Genomic DNA, 17,675 nt, shown 5'->3' with positions numbered 1-17,675 from the left:
CGGTCCTTCGCCTGCGCTTCGCCGAAGCGGGGACTGACGTCAGCGTCCGACAGGCCTCCGCGCCCTTTTAAAGTTCGATAAAACGCGTATTATCGAAATATGGATGCAAAGCTCGCCACCGATTGCTTCTCCGCGCTCGGCCATCCGCGCCGCCTCGAGGTTCTCCGGCTGCTGATCAGGCACGCCCCGGAGGGGCTGAAGGCGGGAGACATCTCGCTGGAGTTCGGACAACCCCCCAGCACCATGTCGTCTCACCTCAGAATTCTGACGGACGCGGGCCTTGTCTCGTCCGAACGCAAGGGTCGCGAAATCTACTTCGCACCCAACATCGAGCGCTTGCGGGGGCTTGTCCTCTATCTTGTCGCCGACTGCTGCGGCGGCCAGGCCGAACAGTGCGAGCCGCTCCTGGCCGAACTCCTTCCCTGTTGCCCCTGAAGCTCGCCATGGACGTCGTCATCTATCACAACCCCGCTTGCGGGACCTCGCGCAACACGCTCGCGCTGATCCGTCACGTCGGCGTCGAGCCGCACGTCATCGAGTATCTGAAGACGCCGCCGTCGCGGGCCATGGTGGCCGGGCTGGCGGCGCGCACCGGCCAACCGTTGCGGGCCTTGTTGCGGGAGAAGGGGACGCCCTACGCTGAACTCGGCCTGGACCACCCCGACCTGACTGATGACCAGCTTCTGGACGCCGTCGAGGCGCATCCGATCCTGTTGAACCGGCCCCTCGTGGTGTCGCCGCGCGGGGTTCGGCTGTGCCGTCCGTCGGAGGCGGTGCTGGACCTGCTGCCGGACGAAGGTCTGAAGCCCTTCGTCAAGGAGGACGGCGAGGTCGTCATTGATGAGGCCGGGCGGAGGGTCCGCTGATGGTCGATACGCCCGTCCGCTACGACGCCGCGCCCCGCCGGTTGTCATTCCTGGACCGGTGGCTGACGCTGTGGATTTTCGCGGCGATGGCGCTGGGCGTTTTGATGGCCACGGTCGTTCCGGGCTTGCCGGCTTGGCTCGACAGTCTGTCGATGGGGACGACCAACATCCCTATCGCCATCGGGTTGGTCCTGATGATGTATCCGCCGCTGGCGAAGGTGAAGTACGAAGAATTGCCTCGGGTCTTCGCCGACAAACAGGTGCTGGCTTTGTCGCTGTTCCAGAACTGGGTTCTGGGGCCGGTGCTGATGTTCGCCCTGGCGGTGATCTTCCTACGCGATCAGCCGGAATACATGACCGGGGTGATCCTGATCGGCCTGGCGCGCTGTATCGCCATGGTGCTGGTCTGGAACCAGCTGGCGCGCGGCGACAGCCAGTATGTCGCCGGGCTCGTGGCCTTCAACTCGGTCTTCCAGATCGTCTTCTTCAGCGCCTATGCGTGGTTCTTCCTGTCGTTCCTGCCGCCGCTGCTGGGATTGGAGGGCAGCGTCGTCGATGTCAGCTTCTGGACCATCGCCGGCGCCGTCCTGATCTACCTCGGCCTGCCGTTTGTCGGCGGCTTTCTGACCCGCCGGACGCTGATCGCCCGCAAGGGCGCGGACTGGTATGAACGCCGCTTCCTACCCCGCGTGGGGCCGATCACCCTGATCGCCCTGCTGTTCACCATCGTCGCCATGTTCAGCCTGAAAGGCGGGGATGTCATCGCCCTGCCGTTTGATGCCCTCCGCATCGCTGTTCCGCTGACGATCTACTTCCTCGTGATGTTCGTGGTCAGCTTCGTCATGGGCAGGCTCATCGAAGCCGACTATCCGCGAACCACGGCGCTAGCCTTCACCGCCGCTTCCAACAACTTTGAACTGGCGATCGCCGTGGCCATCGCAGCCTTCGGCCTCGCCTCTCCGGTCGCCTTCGCGGCGGTGATCGGCCCGCTGGTCGAGGTGCCGGTGCTGATCCTGCTGGTGTCGGTCGCGCTGTGGATGGGGCGGCGCTGGTTTTCGGCCACAGCGCCGAAGAAGGACGCCTGCTGATGACGCGCCTTCGCGAACTGCCGGATGCCGACCACCTGCCGGCGCTGGATCGCGCATACCTGTCGTCCAGTCCGGCGCGAGGGCTGGGTCCGAACGACCAGCCGCCCCGCATCCTGCTGCTCTACGGTTCCCTGCGTCAGCGGTCCTACTCCCGACACTGCGTGGAGGAGGCGGCGCGGTTGCTGCGCTTCATGGGCTGCGAGACCCGCATCTTCGACCCCTCCGACCTGCCGCTACCGGGTTCACCGGGGGACGATGATCACCCGGCGGTCAAGGAGCTGCGTCAGCACGCCTTCTGGTCCGAAGGGATGGTGTGGTGCAGCCCCGAACGCCACGGGCAGGTATCGGGCTTAATGAAACTGCAGATCGACCACCTGCCGCTGAGCGTCGGTGGCGTTCGCCCGACCCAAGGCCGCACTCTGGCGGTGATGCAGGTGTCGGGCGGCTCGCAGAGCTTCAACGCGGTGAACACTCTACGCCTGCTGGGTCGCTGGATGCGGATGATCACCATCCCCAACCAGTCCAGTGTCGCCAAGGCCTTCCAGGAGTTCGACGAGGCGGGTCGGATGAAGCCGTCCAGCTATTACGACCGGATCGTGGACGTGATGGAGGAGCTGGTTCGGTTCACCATCCTGACGCGTCCGCACGCCGCCGCTCTGGTGGACCGCTACTCCGAACGTAAGACCGCGGGCGTGACCGTCGATCCCGACACCGATCTCTCCAGCATCGCCCTTCGCCTTGGCGGGAGGCCCCTAGTCGAGGGAGGGACGCCAGCACCGACCGCTCCGCGTCCGGCGGCAGACCTTTGAGGCGCCCCCGGTCTGATCCGAAACCTTTGCCGGCAGCGCCTGAAGTGAAATGACCTGTCCTAACGCTCCCGACGCCGCTCTGCTCGCCGGTTTGCATCGGCGTCGGGGGCGCGAGGCTTCTCCCTCTCCGGCCGTACCCGAGCCCAGGCCCGTTCCATCAGGCGTGCTTGGGCGGCCGGGTCGGCGATGAGGGTGCGGACCACCACGGCTGCCATTTCGAGGCGGCGCTTGACGGCTTCGTCGGAGGGCTCCTTCCCGGGCTCTGTCGCGGTGCGCCGGCCGGCGGCGCGAGCGGGGCCCTCGTTCGCCGCCTGACGGTCCCGTTCGCTGGGCTTGTAGCCGGCGACCTCCAGACCGAGGCTCCGGCCCTGGACCCAGACCTCGCGGCGGAAGGCCTCGTCCCCCGACACCTTGATCTGCGACCAGTTCCGGTGCTGCGCGACCCGAAGCATGGAAGCGACCGTGTCCGGATAGGCGTGGAGCGACGAGAGGGCGCGCCCATGGTCCCGGAACGCGGGATCTGCGGTCTTGTGGTCGCGATAGTAGCGCTCGGGGCGACCCTGCCGGTCGCGCTCGATCAGATAGCGGTCCAGCAGCTGGGTGGGCACGTCGCCCTTGTCGAGCGAACGCCGCTCCGCAGAGGCGCCGGGCTGCGGCGCCAGCCGGTTGACCGGGGCTGTTCCGGAAGGCGGGCGGGTCATGGTTGACGCTCAAGAGTTGGCGGCGTCGCGGCTGGCGCGGCGACGACCCGGTCGAGCCAGGCCTGCACCTCGGCTTCACCGGCGCCGGGCGGCGGCGGCCTGAGACCCTCGGCGGCGAAGCGGCGCACGATGCTGTCGAAGTTCATGTCGGTGTCATCGATCGACGGGGACCGGGTAGGCGGCGCGGCGAATGACGGCTGGATCGCCGTCGGGAGGCGGGCGGTTTCCGGCGGCGGACGGAGCCTGCCAGTGAAGCGCTTGTCCCGGTAGTAGACGAGCTTGCGTCCCCGGGTGGGCGACAATCCGGCCTTGAGGACGATCAGCGCCTTGGCCGAGAGCTGCATCAGCTCCTGGGGAAGCATCAGGGCGCGCTTCTGGTCGGAGTCGGTCAGGCTGCGCCGGCCCTGGCCGAGGCCGGTCGGGCGGCTGCGGCTGCGCGCCCGATAGGTGTAGTAGCCGAGCCGCTCGCTGAGCTCCTGGGCCACCTTCAGCTCCTTGGGGGCGAAGACGATCTCCAGGCCGCAGTTGGTGAGAATGTCTTCGGTCAGGTCCGGGCCATACAGGGCGCGCAGCTGGGAGGGGCTCTGAATCACGGGCAGCAGCCGCAGGCCGTAACCGGCCACCCAGGCGAAGGCGTGCGCCAGCACCGGGGCCCGGCCGAGCCGGGCGAACTCGTCCAGCAGCACGAGGGTCGGACGACCGCCCGGGGCGGGCAGGGCGCGGCTGTTCAGGTCCACCAGCTGCTGGAAGAGCAAGGCATAAAGCGGGGCGACCCGATCCATGTTCTCGGGCGAGGCGGCCAGGTACAGCGACAAACGACCGTTCCGGATCGTTCGCAGGTCGAAGTCGCTGCCGCTGGTGGCGGCGTCCACAAGGGGGTTGAGCCACAAACCCATCCGGGTGGTGATCGACTGACGGATCGAGGCGAAGGTGTTCTCGCCGGAACTGCAGAAGTCGGTCAGCGCCGTCTCCACCCCCCTGGGCAGGGGATCGCCGTTCTTGCGGCGCTGCTCGAGCAGCTTGGGAAAACGGTCCCGCGGATCGCCCTCGGTCAGCTGGCGGTAGATCTCGCCCAGGGTGAACGGCGCCTCCGGCGTGGCGGCGACGTAGGCGCCGACGCCGATGAAGCCGGTGCGGGCCGCCTCCGACCAGAACGGGTCCGCATGGCTATGGGCGGGGAACAGCATGCCCGCGATGCGCTGCAGCTCGTCCAGCACTGCGACCGGGGATGACCGGTCGATGTGGTCGAGCGGATTGAAGCGCGCCGTGCGCCCGTCGGTCGCAAGCGGGTCGAACAGATGGACGGTCTGGCCGGCCTCGGCGCGGAAGCCGGCGGTGGCCATGAAGTTCTCCCGCTTGATGTCCAAAACCACGACCGAGTCCGGCCAGGCCAGCAGATTGGGAATCACCACCCCGACGCCCTTGCCGGTCCGGGTCGGGGCGTAGAGCATCACATGCTCCGGTCCGTCGCTGATCAGGAGTTCGCCCGCCGCCTCGCCCAGCAGCAGCCCGCTCTTCGCCCGCAGGCCGTGCCTGCGCTGTTCGCCCGCCGTCGACCAACGGGCCGCGCCGTGCAGCGGGCGGCGCACGCCCAGGGCCGCGGCCGTCGCAAGGATCAACAGTATGAGGCCCGTCATGCCGGCGCCGATCGCCAGCCAGCGCCGGACGTCGGGATCATGACGGTAGTAGAGGAACCAGCCCGGCACGCGGGCGGGCTCGATGTCTGCGGAGAAGCGCCCAAGGCCGATCAGGGCGATGGTCAGGGCTCCGACCGCGAACAGGGCGGAGGCGGCGAGGACGGCGACCGCGGCCAGACCGGCCCTAGTCGCCGGCGCGGCGCTTGCGAAGCGGGTCATGCCAGACCTCCGTCATGAGGAACCGGCCGTCCGTCTTCTTCATCTGCACCACCACATCGACCATCAGGTGCAGCAGGGTGCGGATGTCGTCGCGCGGCAGATCGCGACCGCCCTCGGACTCGCGGACCAGCAGGGTCAGCTGCTCGAAGGCCAAAGTGGCGGAATCGGCGTGGACGGTGGTGATCGATCCGGGATGGCCGGAGTTGACGGTGCGCAGGAAGAAGAAGGCCGTTCCGTCGCGCAGCTCCTGCAGCAGGATCCGATCCGGCCGCATACGGAGCGCGCTTTCCAGCAGCGCCTTGGGGCCGACCCTGGCCAGACCCTGGCCGTCCTTGGAGTAGAGCAGGTGGACGACGTTGCGCTGGGGCAGGATCAGTTCGCGCGTGTCCTCGATGGTCAGCAGCCGCTCGTGATCGGGGATGAGCTCGACCAACCCTTTGGCGAAGGTCGTCTTGCCGGACCCGGTCGCGCCCGAGATCAGGATGTTGCGACGGCTTTCGACCGCCAGCCGGAAGAAGCCGACCCAATCTCCCGCTTCCCGCAACTGGATCAGCGCGGCGTCGGTCTCGTCGATCGCCCCGCCGCGCACGGTCTCGGCCGCGTTGAACAGACCGGCGACGCGGAAGTCCTCGAGACTCATGCGCGTCGCGGACGGCTTCCGGATCGTCAGGGAGACGGCGCCGGCGGGGACGACCGGCGGCAGCACGATCTGGCAGCGCGCGTCGCCGGGGAGAACGGTCGAACAGATGGGCCGCTCGGCGTCGACATCCTGTCCCGTGCAGGCGGCGGCCGCCACCGCCAGGGTGCGCAGCCAGCTTTCCGTCAACTCGGGCACCTCATGCCAGCGCCAGCCGTCCGGATGCTCTACCCCGACCTCTTGGGGCCGGTTGACCACGACCTCGGTGACCGGCGCCGGCGCCAGGAAGGGCCGGAGCGGGGCGAGGTAATGGTCGATGACGGAGGTGTCGCGCATCACCTCGGCCGCAGGCGATAGACGTCCGCGAAGTCGAGGTCCTGCGCCACGAAGATCGACACCTCGGACCCCTGGGCCTTGCGCAAGGTGGGGCGGATGCCGATCGAGCCCTGGAGGGCGACGGATGCGGCGTCTGACGGGACGCGGCCCGTGGACTGCAGGGACTGGCCGCCGCCGGCCGCGGCGTAGGCGGCGTCGTCCACGACCGACAGCAGCAGGGCCGCGCCGAACCGGTCCCAGAACCGGGCGTCCACCGCGCCGTCGAAGCCGGCGCGGCCGAGCGCGTCCGCCGCGGGCGAGGCCAGAGCGACCGCGACGCCCGCGGGCGTGACCGCGCGGGTCCACAGCACGAACAGCCGGCCCCGGCCCGGCTCCACGGCCCCGCGGTACTCGCCCAGCACCCGCGTTCCCCGTTCCAGCAGGACGACCGCGCCGTTCTCGGAATAGACATCCCGCGAAATCAGGCAGCTGACATAGCCTGGGGTGGAGCTGTCCATCGCCGTCTGCAGGACGCAGGGCACGCTCGAGCCGGCCGTGATCAGGAGGTTGCGGTCCGGCAGGCGGCCCGCCCGCGCGGAGCCGATCGGGCTCACCCGGCGCAGCGCGTCGAGCTCATGGCCGGGGTCGCCCGATCGATCCGAGGCGAGCAGGGGCTCAGCAACGGCGGCGGCCCGATCCGCGGGGCGGCCGGGGCGGCTGTAGGCGAGCACGGGCGCGCGCTGGGCGCTTTCGGCGAGAGCGCGCCGCTGCTCCGCCGGCGTCGGTCCGGACGACGAACCGCCCCGTGGGCCTGGTTCGATCGCGGGCGCCGGCTCGCCCTCGTCCACGAGCGTCGGTGCGAAAGGGTCCGTGTTGGCTGTCTCGAGCAGGGGCGGCTCGGGTCGACGCGCCGGCTCGAACGGCGCCAGCTGGCGCGGCGGCGTGTCGTCCGCCTCCCGGTCGCGGTCCCGCGCGTCGCCGCGATCCCAGGTGGCGAACAGGAAGACGCCGCAACCCGCCGCGAGGGCGGCAAGCGTGATCATCCGCCCTTGCCGGCCGCCGAACCGGCCCGCGACAGGGGAGACACCCCGATCCCGCACGGCAGTGGGCGTTTCCGGGGTCTCTGCGGGCGGGGGCGGGGTGTCGTCGGTCATGGCCGGTCTCCCGTCACGGTCCGATCGACGGCCGGGGACGCCGTTCCGGTGCCGGTGGCGCGCCCGCGTGGATCGAAGGCGTCGTTGAAGATGCAGAGGACCGACCCGCCATGGCGCAGGCGCAGGCCGGCGACCACGCCGTGGATCACCACGAATTCGCCGCGGACGTCATAGGGCACGAGCCGCTCGGATCCGTCGTGAGCGACTTCGAAGATGGCGGGGACCGGCTGGGCGCCCGGGAAGCGCAGCACGGTGAACCGGCCGTTATCGGTGACCTCGCTGGGCTGGAGCGCCGCATCCCCCTGGACGGAATAGGCGAGGTTGCGCCGTCCCTCGATGGCGCCGGCCTGAAGCTCAAGACCGAGGAGGCGTTCCTCCGCCGCCTCGGCCGACGCCGCGAGGGCGGCGGCCGCCCGGGCCCGTTCGTCGTCAGGATACCGGAACCGGATCTGGTAGGCGGCCTCCCTGGCGGACCGGTCGTGAGCCCGCAGTTCGAAGACGTAGTGGCGGGCGACGCCGCCCCTCTCCGTCACGACCAATAGATTGGTGGACTGGTGTCGCTCGCGCGGCTTCAGGAAGAGGACGGACCCCTCCGCCGCGACCTCCCAGGCCACGCTATCGCCGATGGCGGCGTGCCGGATCGTCTCCTCGGGCGAGAAGATGATCTGGGTCGCCGTGCGAAAGGCGCCGGAGACCTGATAGACGCCATGCGGGGCGTAGGTGAGCTCCTGGATGCGGTCGCTCCCGTCCGATTGGGCCAGAGCCGGGCCCGCTGTCGCCATGACAGCGGCGGCCAAAAGGAGTGTCGGGGTTCTCATCGGATGACCTCCGGGTCGGCGCGATAGGACGTCACCTGGAAGCCGAGCGGGTTGCGGAGCCGATCCGCCTCCGACATCGGGGCGCGGGTGTAGGCGAAGGCGATCGTGGCGATCCAGTCGCTCTCGGCGACCTGTTGGGCCTGGCGAACGGTCCGGCGGAACCGGACGTTGGCGACGCTGTCGTTGATGAAGCCGATCGCGCGGATCGACACCACGGCCTCGCCGTCCTGCCCATAGAGGTTCTGCGGGCTGTCGGGATTGGAGCCGCGGTAGAGTTCGGCCCAGCGACGCTGTTCCGCCGGGGCGGACAGGATCGAGACCTGACGGAAGGCGTCCTCGGCGGCCGGATCGAGGTAACCTTCGCGAGCCCGAACGTACTGGCCCAGGAAGTATTTGCTGACCGCCTCGTCGTAGCGGGCCGGTCCGTCCTCGCCGGAGAGGCCGCGCACGACGTCAACCGATCCGGTCGTTCGATCGACGCGAATGACGAACGGTTCGCTGGTCTTCAGCGGGGTCAGGACGGTCACGGCTGTCGTCGCCGCGATCGCCAGGGCCGCCGCCACGCCGGCCACCGTCCAGGCCAGACCGCGCGACCGCAGGGCGCCGGCCAGACGATCCTGGTCCCACCGCCGCGCCTCTCTGAAATAGCGCTTCAGTTCGTCGGACGGGACGCCGGTCATGCGCAGCCCCCGGCGGAGGGTTCAGACGGGTTCGGCTGAGCCGCGGGCGCAGGCGGGGCCGCCGGCGTTGAGGCGACGAGGATCGAGCCGTGAGGGTTGGCGGGACGGCGATCGCGCCCGTCGCACGTCGCCGGCGCATCCGTGCGGCCGGTGGCGCATCCGCCCAGCAGGGCGCTCAGGATCAGCAGCAGGCGAAGGCTCATGTCAGGCTCCGTTCGGTCGGATGGTTCCGCCGCCCCGGGGCGGCTGACGGCTGGCCTCCTGCGGACCCCGGGCGCGTCCGGACGAACTCGAGCCGAGCGCGGCGGCGTTGGCGAAGTCGGCGAGGCCCGCGCTTGCGCCGCCGGCGATGCCCGCCGCGATCGCCGGCGTCTGCAGGAAGAAGATCGCGCCCAGCAGGCACAGGGCGATGAAGATCAGGCCGCCGATCATGGGGTCGGCGCCCTGGATCGAGCCCCACTGGTCTCGCACCAACGACAGGACCAGCTGGAAGATGACGATGATCAGAGCGAACAGGACGAGGTAGTTCACCGCCTGGCTCAGCCAGCCGAAGAAATAGCGTCGCGTTGCGTCAAACAGGGCGCAGGCGATGAAGATCGGCCCAAGGGTGACGAGAAGCGCCAGCGCCAGCTTGGCGACCAGCACGACCCCGAAGCCGAGGGCGGCGGCCAGGGCTCCGATGATGAAAACACCGGCAGCGACGATGTAGGGGGCCGGGTTGAAGGCCGAGGCGTCCCGGGAAATGTCCTCGCCCAGCCAGGCGGCGTAGGCGAAGAACTGGTCGAAGGCGGCGCCCACGCTGGGCGTCTCCGAACCGCTGACGGCCCGCGTCAGGGCGTTCGGCAGGTCGGTGAACAGAGGCTCGGTGACGAAGGTGGAGTAGGCGGTGGTCGTCGCCAACGCATAGAGCAGGGCGAGCTTGATGGAGCGGACGGCGAAATCCCTCACCGGCTCGGTGATGGCGCCGCGCAGGATGGCGAAGCCGTACAGGACCACATAGAGGAGCAGGGCGACCCGCAACGGCCCGTCCACCTGGGCGATCACCGATGACAGCCGGTCGCCGAGGAACACACTGAGGCTCTCGTCGATGAAGTCGTAGCTCGGCTCAAAGACGCGGAACGACATAGTCAGGGCTCGCCGAACGTCCGGGCATAGGCGTCCATTCGCTCGCGCCGGCGGGCTTCCGTCAGGCCCTCCCGCGCGGCTGCGCAGTCGGGGCGGCGGGTTCCGGCGTCGCAATCGGCGACGACGCGGGCAGCCGCGTCCGGGTCGTCGGCGAAGGCCTTGGCGTCGCGGGGCGGCGGGGAGCAGGCCGCGAGGGCGACAATGCCCAAGAGAAGCCCGCGCCTCACTGGAACACGCGCTCGTAGGTCGCCTGGCGGGCTGCCCGGGCCGCCTCGGCGCGCTCGCGGCTTCTCTGCTCCTCCAGCCGCGCCTCGGCCGCCTGGGTGACGGCGAGTCCCTGAAGACGCAGTTGCTCGTTCTGGATGAGAGCCTGTTCGGCCGCCAGGCGGGCCTCAAGATCCATCACGGCGCGCGCGCTCGGCGCGGTGTCCAGGGCGCGGCGCAGCGTCTCCAGACCCTCGAGTCGACGGTCGGACGCTTCGCCCACGGCTTCGCCGATCGCCAGATCCCGGGCCGTGCGGGCTCCGGCGCGCTCCAGGCTGTCGCGGTAGTAGGCGTCAGCCTCGGACAGGTCGCCCGCGGGCGGGGTGAAGAGGCGCGTCTCGCGCCGGATCGCGCCGGCCCGCTCGGCAAGGGCGCCCAGGGCCGACAGATCGCCTTCGGCGGCGGCGCGCAGGGACCGGCTGTCGGGCAGGGGATTGCGAACCTCGGGCAGGCCGAGCGCCTGAGCCAGTCCATTGACGTCCGAGATGTCGTTGAGGCTCTCGAAGAGCGCCCGCTGCTCCTCGATCTGCGCCTGCAGGGCCTGAAGCTGCTGCAGGCTGGTGCGGGCGTCCTCGATCATCTGCCCGAGAGCTCGCGGATCGTGGACGAGCTGCTGGGCCTGGGCGGCGGGGCCGGCGAGCAGCAGGGCGCCGGCCAGGGCGGCCGACGCCAGATGGCGAAGGGTCATGACATTCTCCTTTGGGCGTGAAAGGGGGCGCGCCAGAGCGCGTAATCGTCGCCGACCTCGGCGCGGATGCGGTCCAGCAAGCCGACGGTCCCGGCGCGACCGGACAGGATCGCCAAGGCGTCGTCCATGCCGTCGAGGTTCAGTTCGACGACGACGCTGTCGTGGCCCTGCTTGACGAGGAAGCGGTGGGACTCCGGCGTCAGCTCCTCGCGCACGAGCCGGAATTCCTCCTGCGTCAGCCCGAAGCCGTCGACATAGTCGCGCGCCTGGCCGTGAGCGTTCGGCAGGAAGATCTGGGTCGCGCACTGTTCCAGGATGGCGTGGGCGATCGGCGAGCGCAGGACGTCCGCCGGCGACTGGGTGCCGAACACCATGAAGGCGTTCTGCTTGCGCCAGGTCTTCAGCCCGTCCTGGGCCAGATCGGTGAAGGCGGCGTCGCCCAGCACCTTCCAGAACTCGTCGATGTCCAGGACCAGCCGCCGACCATCGACCCGCTCCGTGATGCGGTGGAACAGGTAGAGCATGGCCGGGGTCCGGACCTCGTCGTGGTCCAGGACGTGGGTCATGTCGAAGCCAGCGAACCGGGCCTCGAGGCTGAGCGCGTCCTCGTCGTTGTCGAGCACCCAGCCGAGCGGGCCGCCCTTCTGCCAGCGTTCCAGACGGGCGCCGATGCCGCCAGCGTCCGCCTGGCCAAGTAGACTGCGCATGGCGGCGATGGAGCGGCGTTCGCGCGGCAGCGCCTCGAGCGCCGACACGCCTTCGTCGATCGACCGGGCCTGGGCGACGGACAGGGTCTCGTCGGGCCGGGCGACCAGCGTGCGGATCAACCGGACGAGGAAGGCCCGGTTGGACGGAGACGGCGGGAGCGCCTTGAAGGGGGCGAAGCCCGTCGGCTCGCCGTTGCGAAGCGCAAGATAGGTCCCGCCGCTGGCCCGCACGAAGATTTCGGCGCCGCGATCCTTGTCGATGAAGATCTGCTGGGCGCCGAACCGCTCCAGCTGCGCCAGCATGAAGTTCTGGACGACCGTCTTGCCGGACCCCGACGGGCCGCAGATGAAGGTGTGGCCCACGTCGCCGACGTGGAAGTTGAAGTGGAAGGGTGACCCGGCCGTCGTACGCAAAACGGCGACCGCCGGACCCCAGTGATTGCCGTCCGCCTTGCCGACCGGGTGGGCGTGCAGGGGGGCCAGCGCCGCGAAGTTGCGCGAGGTGATCGCCGCCGGTCGGGTGCGGCGGGAGAAGACCCCCGGAAACTGCGACCAGAACGCCGCCTCCAGCCCCAGATCTTCGCGTGCCACCACCAGGCCGGAGTCGGCGAGGATGGCGCGCGCCTTCGACAGATGGTCCGCCAGGGCGACGGGGGTGTCGCCATGGACCAGGACGGACGCCTGATGTTCGCCCATCACGAACCGGTTGCTGACCAGATCATCCAGGGCGTCAGACAGGCCGGCGATCTGGGAGCCGGCCTTGTCGCGGGCCGACACCATCTGGTTCTGCTTGCGCTCCATCACCGCGCGCGCCGCCGCCTTCGACAGGAAGGCGAACGACTGCGACATGACGAAGCCGAAGCGGGCGTTGAGCAGCGCATCCCAAAGGCCTGGGCGTGTCGTCGCCGGGTACTCCTTGATGGCGAGAATTCCGCCGAAACGCTCGCCGGCCGCGCCCCGCAGCTCCACGGTTTCGCGGCCGAAGATCGCCCTGATCGTATAGGCGGCCGCGCCGAGGTGGCCGTAGACGAGCGGCGCGGGCGAACGTCGTCCCGTCAGGATCAGGCCCACGACCTCCAGGGGCTCCGAGAACCAGAGACCGCCCCGCTCGTGCAGCCCCAGGCGGCGCGGGGCGTAGCGATCCAGATACTGGGCCAGATCACGACCGGCCTCCTCGAGCCGGCGGACCTGCGCGACCATCGCCTCGCCGTCGTCACGGCGCGCCTGCCGCAGGCGTCGCATCATGGCGGCGGCGCGGTCGGTGCGGTCGCGGCCGGGCTGCAGCACGAGGGTGACGAACAGCTCGTTGATCCAGAGCCGCCGGCTCGACATCTGGGCGTCGTAGTCGGCGGCCAGGCTGGCCGCGAACGCCGACCGATGGCCTCGGGAAGGCTCCGGGTGAACCTCCCGTCGGACGATATGATGCCAGACCGCCAGCCTCTCGTCGGCGAGGTTTCGCCACGCCTGGTTCAGCTTGAGGTGCCAGTCGTTGAGGTCGCGCGCGTCGGCCGTCTCGAAACTCGCGCCCGCGACCTGGAAGACCATCATGAGCGCGCCGCTGTCGAGGGCGACGACGTGGTCGTTCACATGGCGCGCATAGGGGAGGTGGGACCGGACTTCGGTCTCGCGGCGCAGACGCGACCGGGAGGCGACGCCGTCAGCCACGGCGCAGCTCCGCGACGACGTAACGGCGCACGACGGGCAGAGGCGACACGGAGCTGCCGCCCCACAGCGCGCCGTTGCGGCAGCGGCCCTTGGTGTCGACGTAGACGAAGAGGAGGCGGAAGGCGTTGTGATCGGCGCGGCAGATTGCGCGGAACACCAGGTGAAGGGCCGGTGCGACGAGCAGGTAAAGCAGGCTCCCGCCGATGAGGAACACCACGCCGGAGAGGATGACGTTGACCCCCATGGCCTCCATCGGCACCCCCATGACCATGGCGGGGCGGGTGCAGGCGAGGAAGAGGGGATCCTCCGTTAGGCGTTCCTCAGCCATGGGCGCCTCCCTCCGCGAGCCAGACGCCGGCGCAGATTAGAGCGACCCCGCCGGCTGCGCCGCCCACGAGCTGGGCGAACCGCTTCGGCGAAATCAGGCCCAGGCCCTGGGCGAGACACAGCGCCAGCAAGGCGGCGATCGCGCCGATCAGGAGGGTCGCCGCCGGGGAGGGCATCACGAGCCCCCGGTGATCAGGTTGACGATCTCGGCCGCACCGAAGACCACCACGATCCCGAGCACGACGATGGCCGCCCGGCGAAGGTCGAACAGACCGAACATCCACAGAATGCCGACCACCACCACCGCGAGCACCGCAAGGAGCCGGGCGGTGTTGCCCGTGAGCATGTCGACCACGTTCTGCAGCAGCCCTTCGACGTTGGCGGACGCCAGGGCGGGCTGGGCGGTCAGCGCGGTCGCGGCCAGGGCGATGCACAGGAGCGCGCCCAGATGACGGGCGGGGCGACGAAGGTGCGCAGCTGAAGTCATCGGGATCACCGTGCGGCTGGGTTTGAGATGACGAACAGGTCGGCCCGGGCGCGGCCGAAGATGTCCCAGGGGGGCAGCGGCGCGGCTTCAAGCGAAGGCGAAATCGGCGGCGCGCGCGTGTCCGTGGCGGCGGCTGCGGCCGCTGGACGGGCCAGCCTGAGCGCTATCGCGGCATCCTCGACTCGACCGACGTATCCGTTTCGGAAGCCTCGTTCCGCATCGCCGGTATTGTACCGGGAGAGCGCGATGCGCAGGGCGGCTTGCTGGTCCGAAGCGGCGCTGCTGGTAGCCCGATATCCCGCGCGCAGGACGGTCGCGGCCGCCGCGAGGTTGCGACAGGGGTCGAACGCATCTTCCACCGTCAGGCCAAGCCAGTGCAGGTTGCTGCTGTTGATCTGCGCCAGACCGAGGTCGATGTTTGCCCCGTCGGCCAGTAGCCCCCTCGCCGATCGCGCCGCCTCGGCGGCGTTGCGAGCGCGGGGCGGACGACGTCCGCCGCGGTTGACGCCGATCGCCAGCGGATCGAAGCGACTCTCGACATGGGAGATGGCCGCCAACGTCTCGGGAGCGACGGAGGGCGCACAGACCTGGGACAGGGCGAGAACCGCGACGAGATCGAGCATGCAGGGCTCCTGGCTGAAGGCCGTCACCTCATCCGATCCGTCGCCCGCGAACGACCCGCGACCTTCCCGCCGAAAATCTACGGACGGAAACTGCGGGCCTCACCGCGGCGCTCGCCCTGCGCCAGCCGCGCAACCGCCTGAATGCGAGTCCGAACACCCAGCGCCTCGCACGCCGAGGTCAGATGCTCGTCAACTGTTCGGGGTGAGACTCCGAGGCGTTCGGCGATCGCCGCCGAGGTCAGGCCTTCGGCGGCGAGTTCGAGACACGCCTGCTGGCGCGGAGTCAGGTCGCCCAGGGCGGCGTTTGATGAGGTTGGGGAGGGATCAAGGCGCACCTCGCCATTGGCCGCCGACAAGGCCGCCGCGTCGATCCGGGAAGGTTGCGGACGGGAATTCGCGGTCGGTCAGGCGTCGCCGGAGCCGTCGTCCCGCGCGGGCGTCATCAGTCGCCCTTTCCGCTCCGCGAGCCAGGCTTCGGCTTCAGCGTCCTTGCGGACGGACTGGTCGGCCAGATCCTTCAGCGTCTTGGTGAAGGCGTTGATGATCGTCCGGGCGTCGAGGTCGGCGATCGCGTCTCCCGCCTCCTCGTCGAACTCCTGAAGGACGACCGCGATGATGGTCGCCAGCTTGTTGTCCGCGCACCGCAAGGCGAAGGCCGGAGAGCCGATCGCCAGCGCGGCGAGGATGGCGTGCGCGTCGCTGTTGGTGACCTCGGCGAAGCGGTGGATCCGCTCCAGGTTGATGCGGCCGGCGCCGGACTCGAAGTGCTCGTAGGACCTCAGGGCCATGTTCATCCCGGCGGCCACATCGATGGTCCGCATTCGCCTGTGAGACCGGATGAGACGAAGGCTGGCGGAGAGCACCGCGTTGGGTGACGGGGTTTGCCGACTGTCCATGCTTCGGTCCACCACCCCGTCTTTGGCTTTAGGAAGGGCTCCCTTCACCCCTGCAGGTTGAAAAATGCCTCAGCCTCGCATCAAATGAAAGCCTAATAGGATCAATAGCATAAAAGCTGCGGTCATGGCGCAATGTTCTTGCGGGTTTGAGTATAGGCGCTATCTCGCCGCGTGCGCGCCCCGAAACCGGAGGGTCGTTGACCTACGGGCGGGGCGCATTTCTTGCGGGGATGGCCCGTGAGACAGCGCGATCCTTTCGGCTCCGCGGTGACCAGCCTGCGCGAGGCTCTCGAGCAAGGGCTCGCGCCCGGACAACATCTACCGGTGGCCGATATCGCCGCATCGCTGAAACTCAGCACCAGCCCCGTTCGGGAGGCTCTGTCCCGGCTCTGCGGGGAAGGCCTCGTCGAGGATCGACGAGGCCTCGGATACTTCACCCGCCCCGCGCCGGTGGAAGACATCATCGGCTTGCTCGATCTCGAGGCCGCGCACGTCCGGCTCGCAGCGACCTGCTCGGCCGCTGCGCCTCCTTTAAGCGACGGCTCGGACGCAGCCGTTGAGACCTGGATCGTCGCATTGCTGGATCATTGCGAGAGCCAGCCGCTGGTCGAAAGTCTCATGCGGGTCCGGCGGCGGCTCGCTCCCTTGCGCCGGCTCAACGGGCCGATATCCCCATCGGGGGGGCCGGAGCTGGACTACCTCGATGCCTACTACGCGCGGTGGCGGACCGCAGCCGGCGGCCTAGCCGCGCGGGTCAGGCGGTTGAACGCCGACGGCTCCGAATACATCCGCAATATCGTTTGAATCGATTTGTGGATGGGCGCTGATGGTTCGTCGTCGACCTTCTGTCGACCTTCAGAAAGAGGAGACGACCATGACCACCAAGAGCATCTCGCGCCTCGTTCGCCTAGGCGCCGCTCGCAAGCTCACTCGTGCTGGCGTCGAGGGCACGTTCATCGAGCTGAACCCGCTCGAGCGCTACGACGTCACTCCGGGCGCCTGACCGAAGGGGCTGCCCGACCGGGTCGCCCCGACGCGCGGCACGCCCCGACCGTTGCGATGATCTCAAGGGGTATCACGACAACATGGAGAATGGCGATGAAAGCCACCATTCGAGTACTGCGGCTGGGCCAGGCGCGGCGCCTGACCCGCGCCGCGGTGGACGGCGAGCTCGTCGAGCTCAACTCCCACCTCAAGTGGGACATGCCGGTCGGCTGATGACGGTCGGGCCGTCCTCGCTGACGGCCCGATCTGCCGCCCCGCACCGTACAGCAACAGTCATTTCCTGACCGGAAACGCCTTATGCAGACCGTCGTCTCGCCTTCGTTCGGAGAACGCCACGAGAGCGGCGAACTCGCCGAGACAGTGCATGCTGTAAAGTTGGGCTCCGATCTCGTCCTCCTGGACCTTTCGACGGACGGCTATTTTCTTGTCCCAGACTGCGCCCAGGTTCGGGTCGACGGCGGGTCATTGCGGGCGCCGATGGATCTGATGCTCGATCTGGCCGCGAACGAACTTCTGCAATCGGGTGCGCCGTCGGTTCGGCGGTCGCCACCGCCGCCGATTCCGCTTCGCCGGCTTCCGGACGTTGAGGCCGGGCGGCCGTCCGCCGTGGATATAGCAACTTTCGCGATGCTCTGGGCCGATACAGCGCGACGCAAGCCGACGCTTCAGTCGCTGGCGCGCCAAGTATCCGGGCGGCGCGGCCGCCGAGACGATCTCGACGCCATCGCGGCGCGGGTCCGTCTCTTTCGCCAACTGCTCCCCTACGCCCCGGCCGTCGGCGCCTGCCTGTTTCAGGCCGAGCTGCTGCTCCGGTTTCTGAACGCGGCCGACCTCGATGCGGACTGGGTCTTCGGTGTCCGCGTGTGGCCCTTCCTCGCGCACTGCTGGCTGCAGGTGGACGAGCATTGCGTCAGCCAGTCGCCCGACACCCTGACGATTTACCGTCCCATCATGGCGATCTGAC

General features: G+C 69.2%; 24 protein-coding genes. 7 read left to right on the top strand and 17 right to left on the bottom strand.

Translation table 11 applies throughout. The features are described from left to right. The first annotated feature begins 99 nt into the window (after positions 1-99). Genes KF910_RS06765 through arsH form a run of 4 tightly spaced genes read left to right on the top strand, consistent with a single transcriptional unit; the run spans position 100 to position 2,763 of the window. Entirely contained in the window at positions 100-435 is a 336-nt protein-coding gene (locus KF910_RS06765) for an ArsR/SmtB family transcription factor (RefSeq protein ID WP_292259836.1), read from the top strand. An 8-nt stretch (positions 436-443) separates the two neighbouring features. Further along, positions 444-866 carry an arsenate reductase (glutaredoxin) gene (gene arsC / locus KF910_RS06760; RefSeq protein ID WP_292259835.1) on the top strand — a complete coding sequence of 141 codons (423 nt, stop codon included), beginning with the start codon at positions 444-446 and terminating at the stop codon, positions 864-866. Beyond that, positions 866-1,954 carry an ACR3 family arsenite efflux transporter gene (arsB, locus tag KF910_RS06755; RefSeq protein ID WP_292259833.1) on the top strand — a complete coding sequence of 363 codons (1,089 nt, stop codon included), beginning with the start codon at positions 866-868 and terminating at the stop codon, positions 1,952-1,954. Before arsC ends, arsB begins: the two co-directional genes overlap by 1 nt. Then, the gene (arsH, locus tag KF910_RS06750; RefSeq protein ID WP_292259832.1) at positions 1,954-2,763 is read left to right on the top strand and encodes an arsenical resistance protein ArsH; all 810 of its coding nucleotides are present in this window, start codon (positions 1,954-1,956) and stop codon (positions 2,761-2,763) included. The genes arsB and arsH overlap by 1 nt, the downstream gene beginning before the upstream one ends. A 59-nt stretch (positions 2,764-2,822) precedes the next feature. On the opposite strand, the gene KF910_RS06745 is transcribed toward arsH, so the two are convergent. The 17 genes from KF910_RS06745 to KF910_RS06665 all read right to left on the bottom strand — a co-directional run bounded on the left by KF910_RS06745 (position 2,823) and on the right by KF910_RS06665 (position 15,604). Further along, on the bottom strand, positions 2,823-3,464 hold the full coding sequence (locus KF910_RS06745) for an LPD7 domain-containing protein (protein ID WP_292259830.1): 642 nt from the start codon (positions 3,462-3,464) through the stop codon (positions 2,823-2,825). Next, on the bottom strand, positions 3,461-5,320 hold the full coding sequence (locus KF910_RS06740) for a type IV secretory system conjugative DNA transfer family protein (RefSeq protein WP_292259829.1): 1,860 nt from the start codon (positions 5,318-5,320) through the stop codon (positions 3,461-3,463). The genes KF910_RS06745 and KF910_RS06740 overlap by 4 nt, the downstream gene beginning before the upstream one ends. Further along, positions 5,286-6,293 carry a P-type DNA transfer ATPase VirB11 gene (gene virB11 / locus KF910_RS06735; protein WP_292259827.1) on the bottom strand — a complete coding sequence of 336 codons (1,008 nt, stop codon included), beginning with the start codon at positions 6,291-6,293 and terminating at the stop codon, positions 5,286-5,288. Before virB11 ends, KF910_RS06740 begins: the two co-directional genes overlap by 35 nt. Then, positions 6,293-7,426: a type IV secretion system protein VirB10 gene (virB10, locus tag KF910_RS06730; protein ID WP_292259825.1), complete on the bottom strand. Its 1,134-nt coding sequence runs from the start codon at positions 7,424-7,426 to the stop codon at positions 6,293-6,295. The genes virB11 and virB10 overlap by 1 nt, the downstream gene beginning before the upstream one ends. Beyond that, entirely contained in the window at positions 7,423-8,208 is a 786-nt protein-coding gene (locus tag KF910_RS06725; RefSeq protein WP_292259824.1) for a TrbG/VirB9 family P-type conjugative transfer protein, read from the bottom strand. Before KF910_RS06725 ends, virB10 begins: the two co-directional genes overlap by 4 nt. Before the next feature lie 32 nt (positions 8,209-8,240). Next, on the bottom strand, positions 8,241-8,924 hold the full coding sequence (locus KF910_RS06720) for a virB8 family protein (protein WP_292259822.1): 684 nt from the start codon (positions 8,922-8,924) through the stop codon (positions 8,241-8,243). Then, complete coding sequence (locus tag KF910_RS06715) at positions 8,921-9,127, bottom strand: hypothetical protein (protein WP_292259820.1); 207 nt, start codon at positions 9,125-9,127, stop codon at positions 8,921-8,923. The genes KF910_RS06720 and KF910_RS06715 overlap by 4 nt, the downstream gene beginning before the upstream one ends. A gap of 1 nt (position 9,128) precedes the next feature. After that, positions 9,129-10,049 carry a type IV secretion system protein gene (locus KF910_RS06710; RefSeq protein WP_292259819.1) on the bottom strand — a complete coding sequence of 307 codons (921 nt, stop codon included), beginning with the start codon at positions 10,047-10,049 and terminating at the stop codon, positions 9,129-9,131. 2 nt (positions 10,050-10,051) lie between these two features. Beyond that, positions 10,052-10,258 carry a hypothetical protein gene (locus KF910_RS06705; protein WP_292259817.1) on the bottom strand — a complete coding sequence of 69 codons (207 nt, stop codon included), beginning with the start codon at positions 10,256-10,258 and terminating at the stop codon, positions 10,052-10,054. Positions 10,259-10,272: 14 nt separating this feature from the next. Further along, positions 10,273-11,001 (bottom strand): type IV secretion system protein, encoded by a 729-nt coding sequence (locus KF910_RS06700; RefSeq protein ID WP_292259815.1) that lies wholly within the window; start codon positions 10,999-11,001, stop codon positions 10,273-10,275. After that, the gene (locus tag KF910_RS06695; protein ID WP_292259814.1) at positions 10,998-13,373 is read right to left on the bottom strand and encodes a VirB4 family type IV secretion/conjugal transfer ATPase; all 2,376 of its coding nucleotides are present in this window, start codon (positions 13,371-13,373) and stop codon (positions 10,998-11,000) included. Before KF910_RS06695 ends, KF910_RS06700 begins: the two co-directional genes overlap by 4 nt. Next, complete coding sequence (locus KF910_RS06690; RefSeq protein WP_292259812.1) at positions 13,366-13,701, bottom strand: type IV secretion system protein VirB3; 336 nt, start codon at positions 13,699-13,701, stop codon at positions 13,366-13,368. The genes KF910_RS06695 and KF910_RS06690 overlap by 8 nt, the downstream gene beginning before the upstream one ends. Further along, complete coding sequence (locus KF910_RS06685) at positions 13,694-13,876, bottom strand: hypothetical protein (RefSeq protein ID WP_292259811.1); 183 nt, start codon at positions 13,874-13,876, stop codon at positions 13,694-13,696. Before KF910_RS06685 ends, KF910_RS06690 begins: the two co-directional genes overlap by 8 nt. Next, entirely contained in the window at positions 13,876-14,187 is a 312-nt protein-coding gene (locus KF910_RS06680; protein WP_292259809.1) for a TrbC/VirB2 family protein, read from the bottom strand. The genes KF910_RS06685 and KF910_RS06680 overlap by 1 nt, the downstream gene beginning before the upstream one ends. A gap of 5 nt (positions 14,188-14,192) precedes the next feature. Continuing rightward, on the bottom strand, positions 14,193-14,810 hold the full coding sequence (locus KF910_RS06675) for a lytic transglycosylase domain-containing protein (RefSeq protein ID WP_292259807.1): 618 nt from the start codon (positions 14,808-14,810) through the stop codon (positions 14,193-14,195). A 77-nt stretch (positions 14,811-14,887) separates the two neighbouring features. Next, the gene (locus KF910_RS06670) at positions 14,888-15,166 is read right to left on the bottom strand and encodes a helix-turn-helix domain-containing protein (RefSeq protein WP_292259805.1); all 279 of its coding nucleotides are present in this window, start codon (positions 15,164-15,166) and stop codon (positions 14,888-14,890) included. A 48-nt stretch (positions 15,167-15,214) separates the two neighbouring features. Further along, on the bottom strand, positions 15,215-15,604 hold the full coding sequence (locus KF910_RS06665) for an XRE family transcriptional regulator (protein WP_292259803.1): 390 nt from the start codon (positions 15,602-15,604) through the stop codon (positions 15,215-15,217). Between the two features lie 339 nt (positions 15,605-15,943). Between KF910_RS06665 and KF910_RS06660 the strand changes: the two genes are divergently transcribed. From KF910_RS06660 to KF910_RS06650, 3 genes are all read left to right on the top strand, one after another. After that, positions 15,944-16,510, top strand: coding sequence for a GntR family transcriptional regulator (locus tag KF910_RS06660; RefSeq protein WP_292259802.1), 567 nt, complete (start codon positions 15,944-15,946; stop codon positions 16,508-16,510). 70 nt (positions 16,511-16,580) lie between these two features. Further along, the gene (locus KF910_RS06655) at positions 16,581-16,709 is read left to right on the top strand and encodes a hypothetical protein (protein WP_292259800.1); all 129 of its coding nucleotides are present in this window, start codon (positions 16,581-16,583) and stop codon (positions 16,707-16,709) included. 299 nt (positions 16,710-17,008) lie between these two features. Continuing rightward, a complete protein-coding gene (locus KF910_RS06650) occupies positions 17,009-17,674 on the top strand; it encodes a lasso peptide biosynthesis B2 protein (RefSeq protein WP_292259799.1) in 666 nt (221 codons plus the stop codon). Position 17,675: the final 1 nt, after the last annotated feature.

The sequence above is a fragment of the Brevundimonas sp. genome (genome assembly GCF_019636155.1).
Lineage (GTDB): Bacteria > Pseudomonadota > Alphaproteobacteria > Caulobacterales > Caulobacteraceae > Brevundimonas.
Note: the sequence above shows the minus strand (reverse complement) of the source record. Positions and strands in the feature narration are given on the sequence as shown.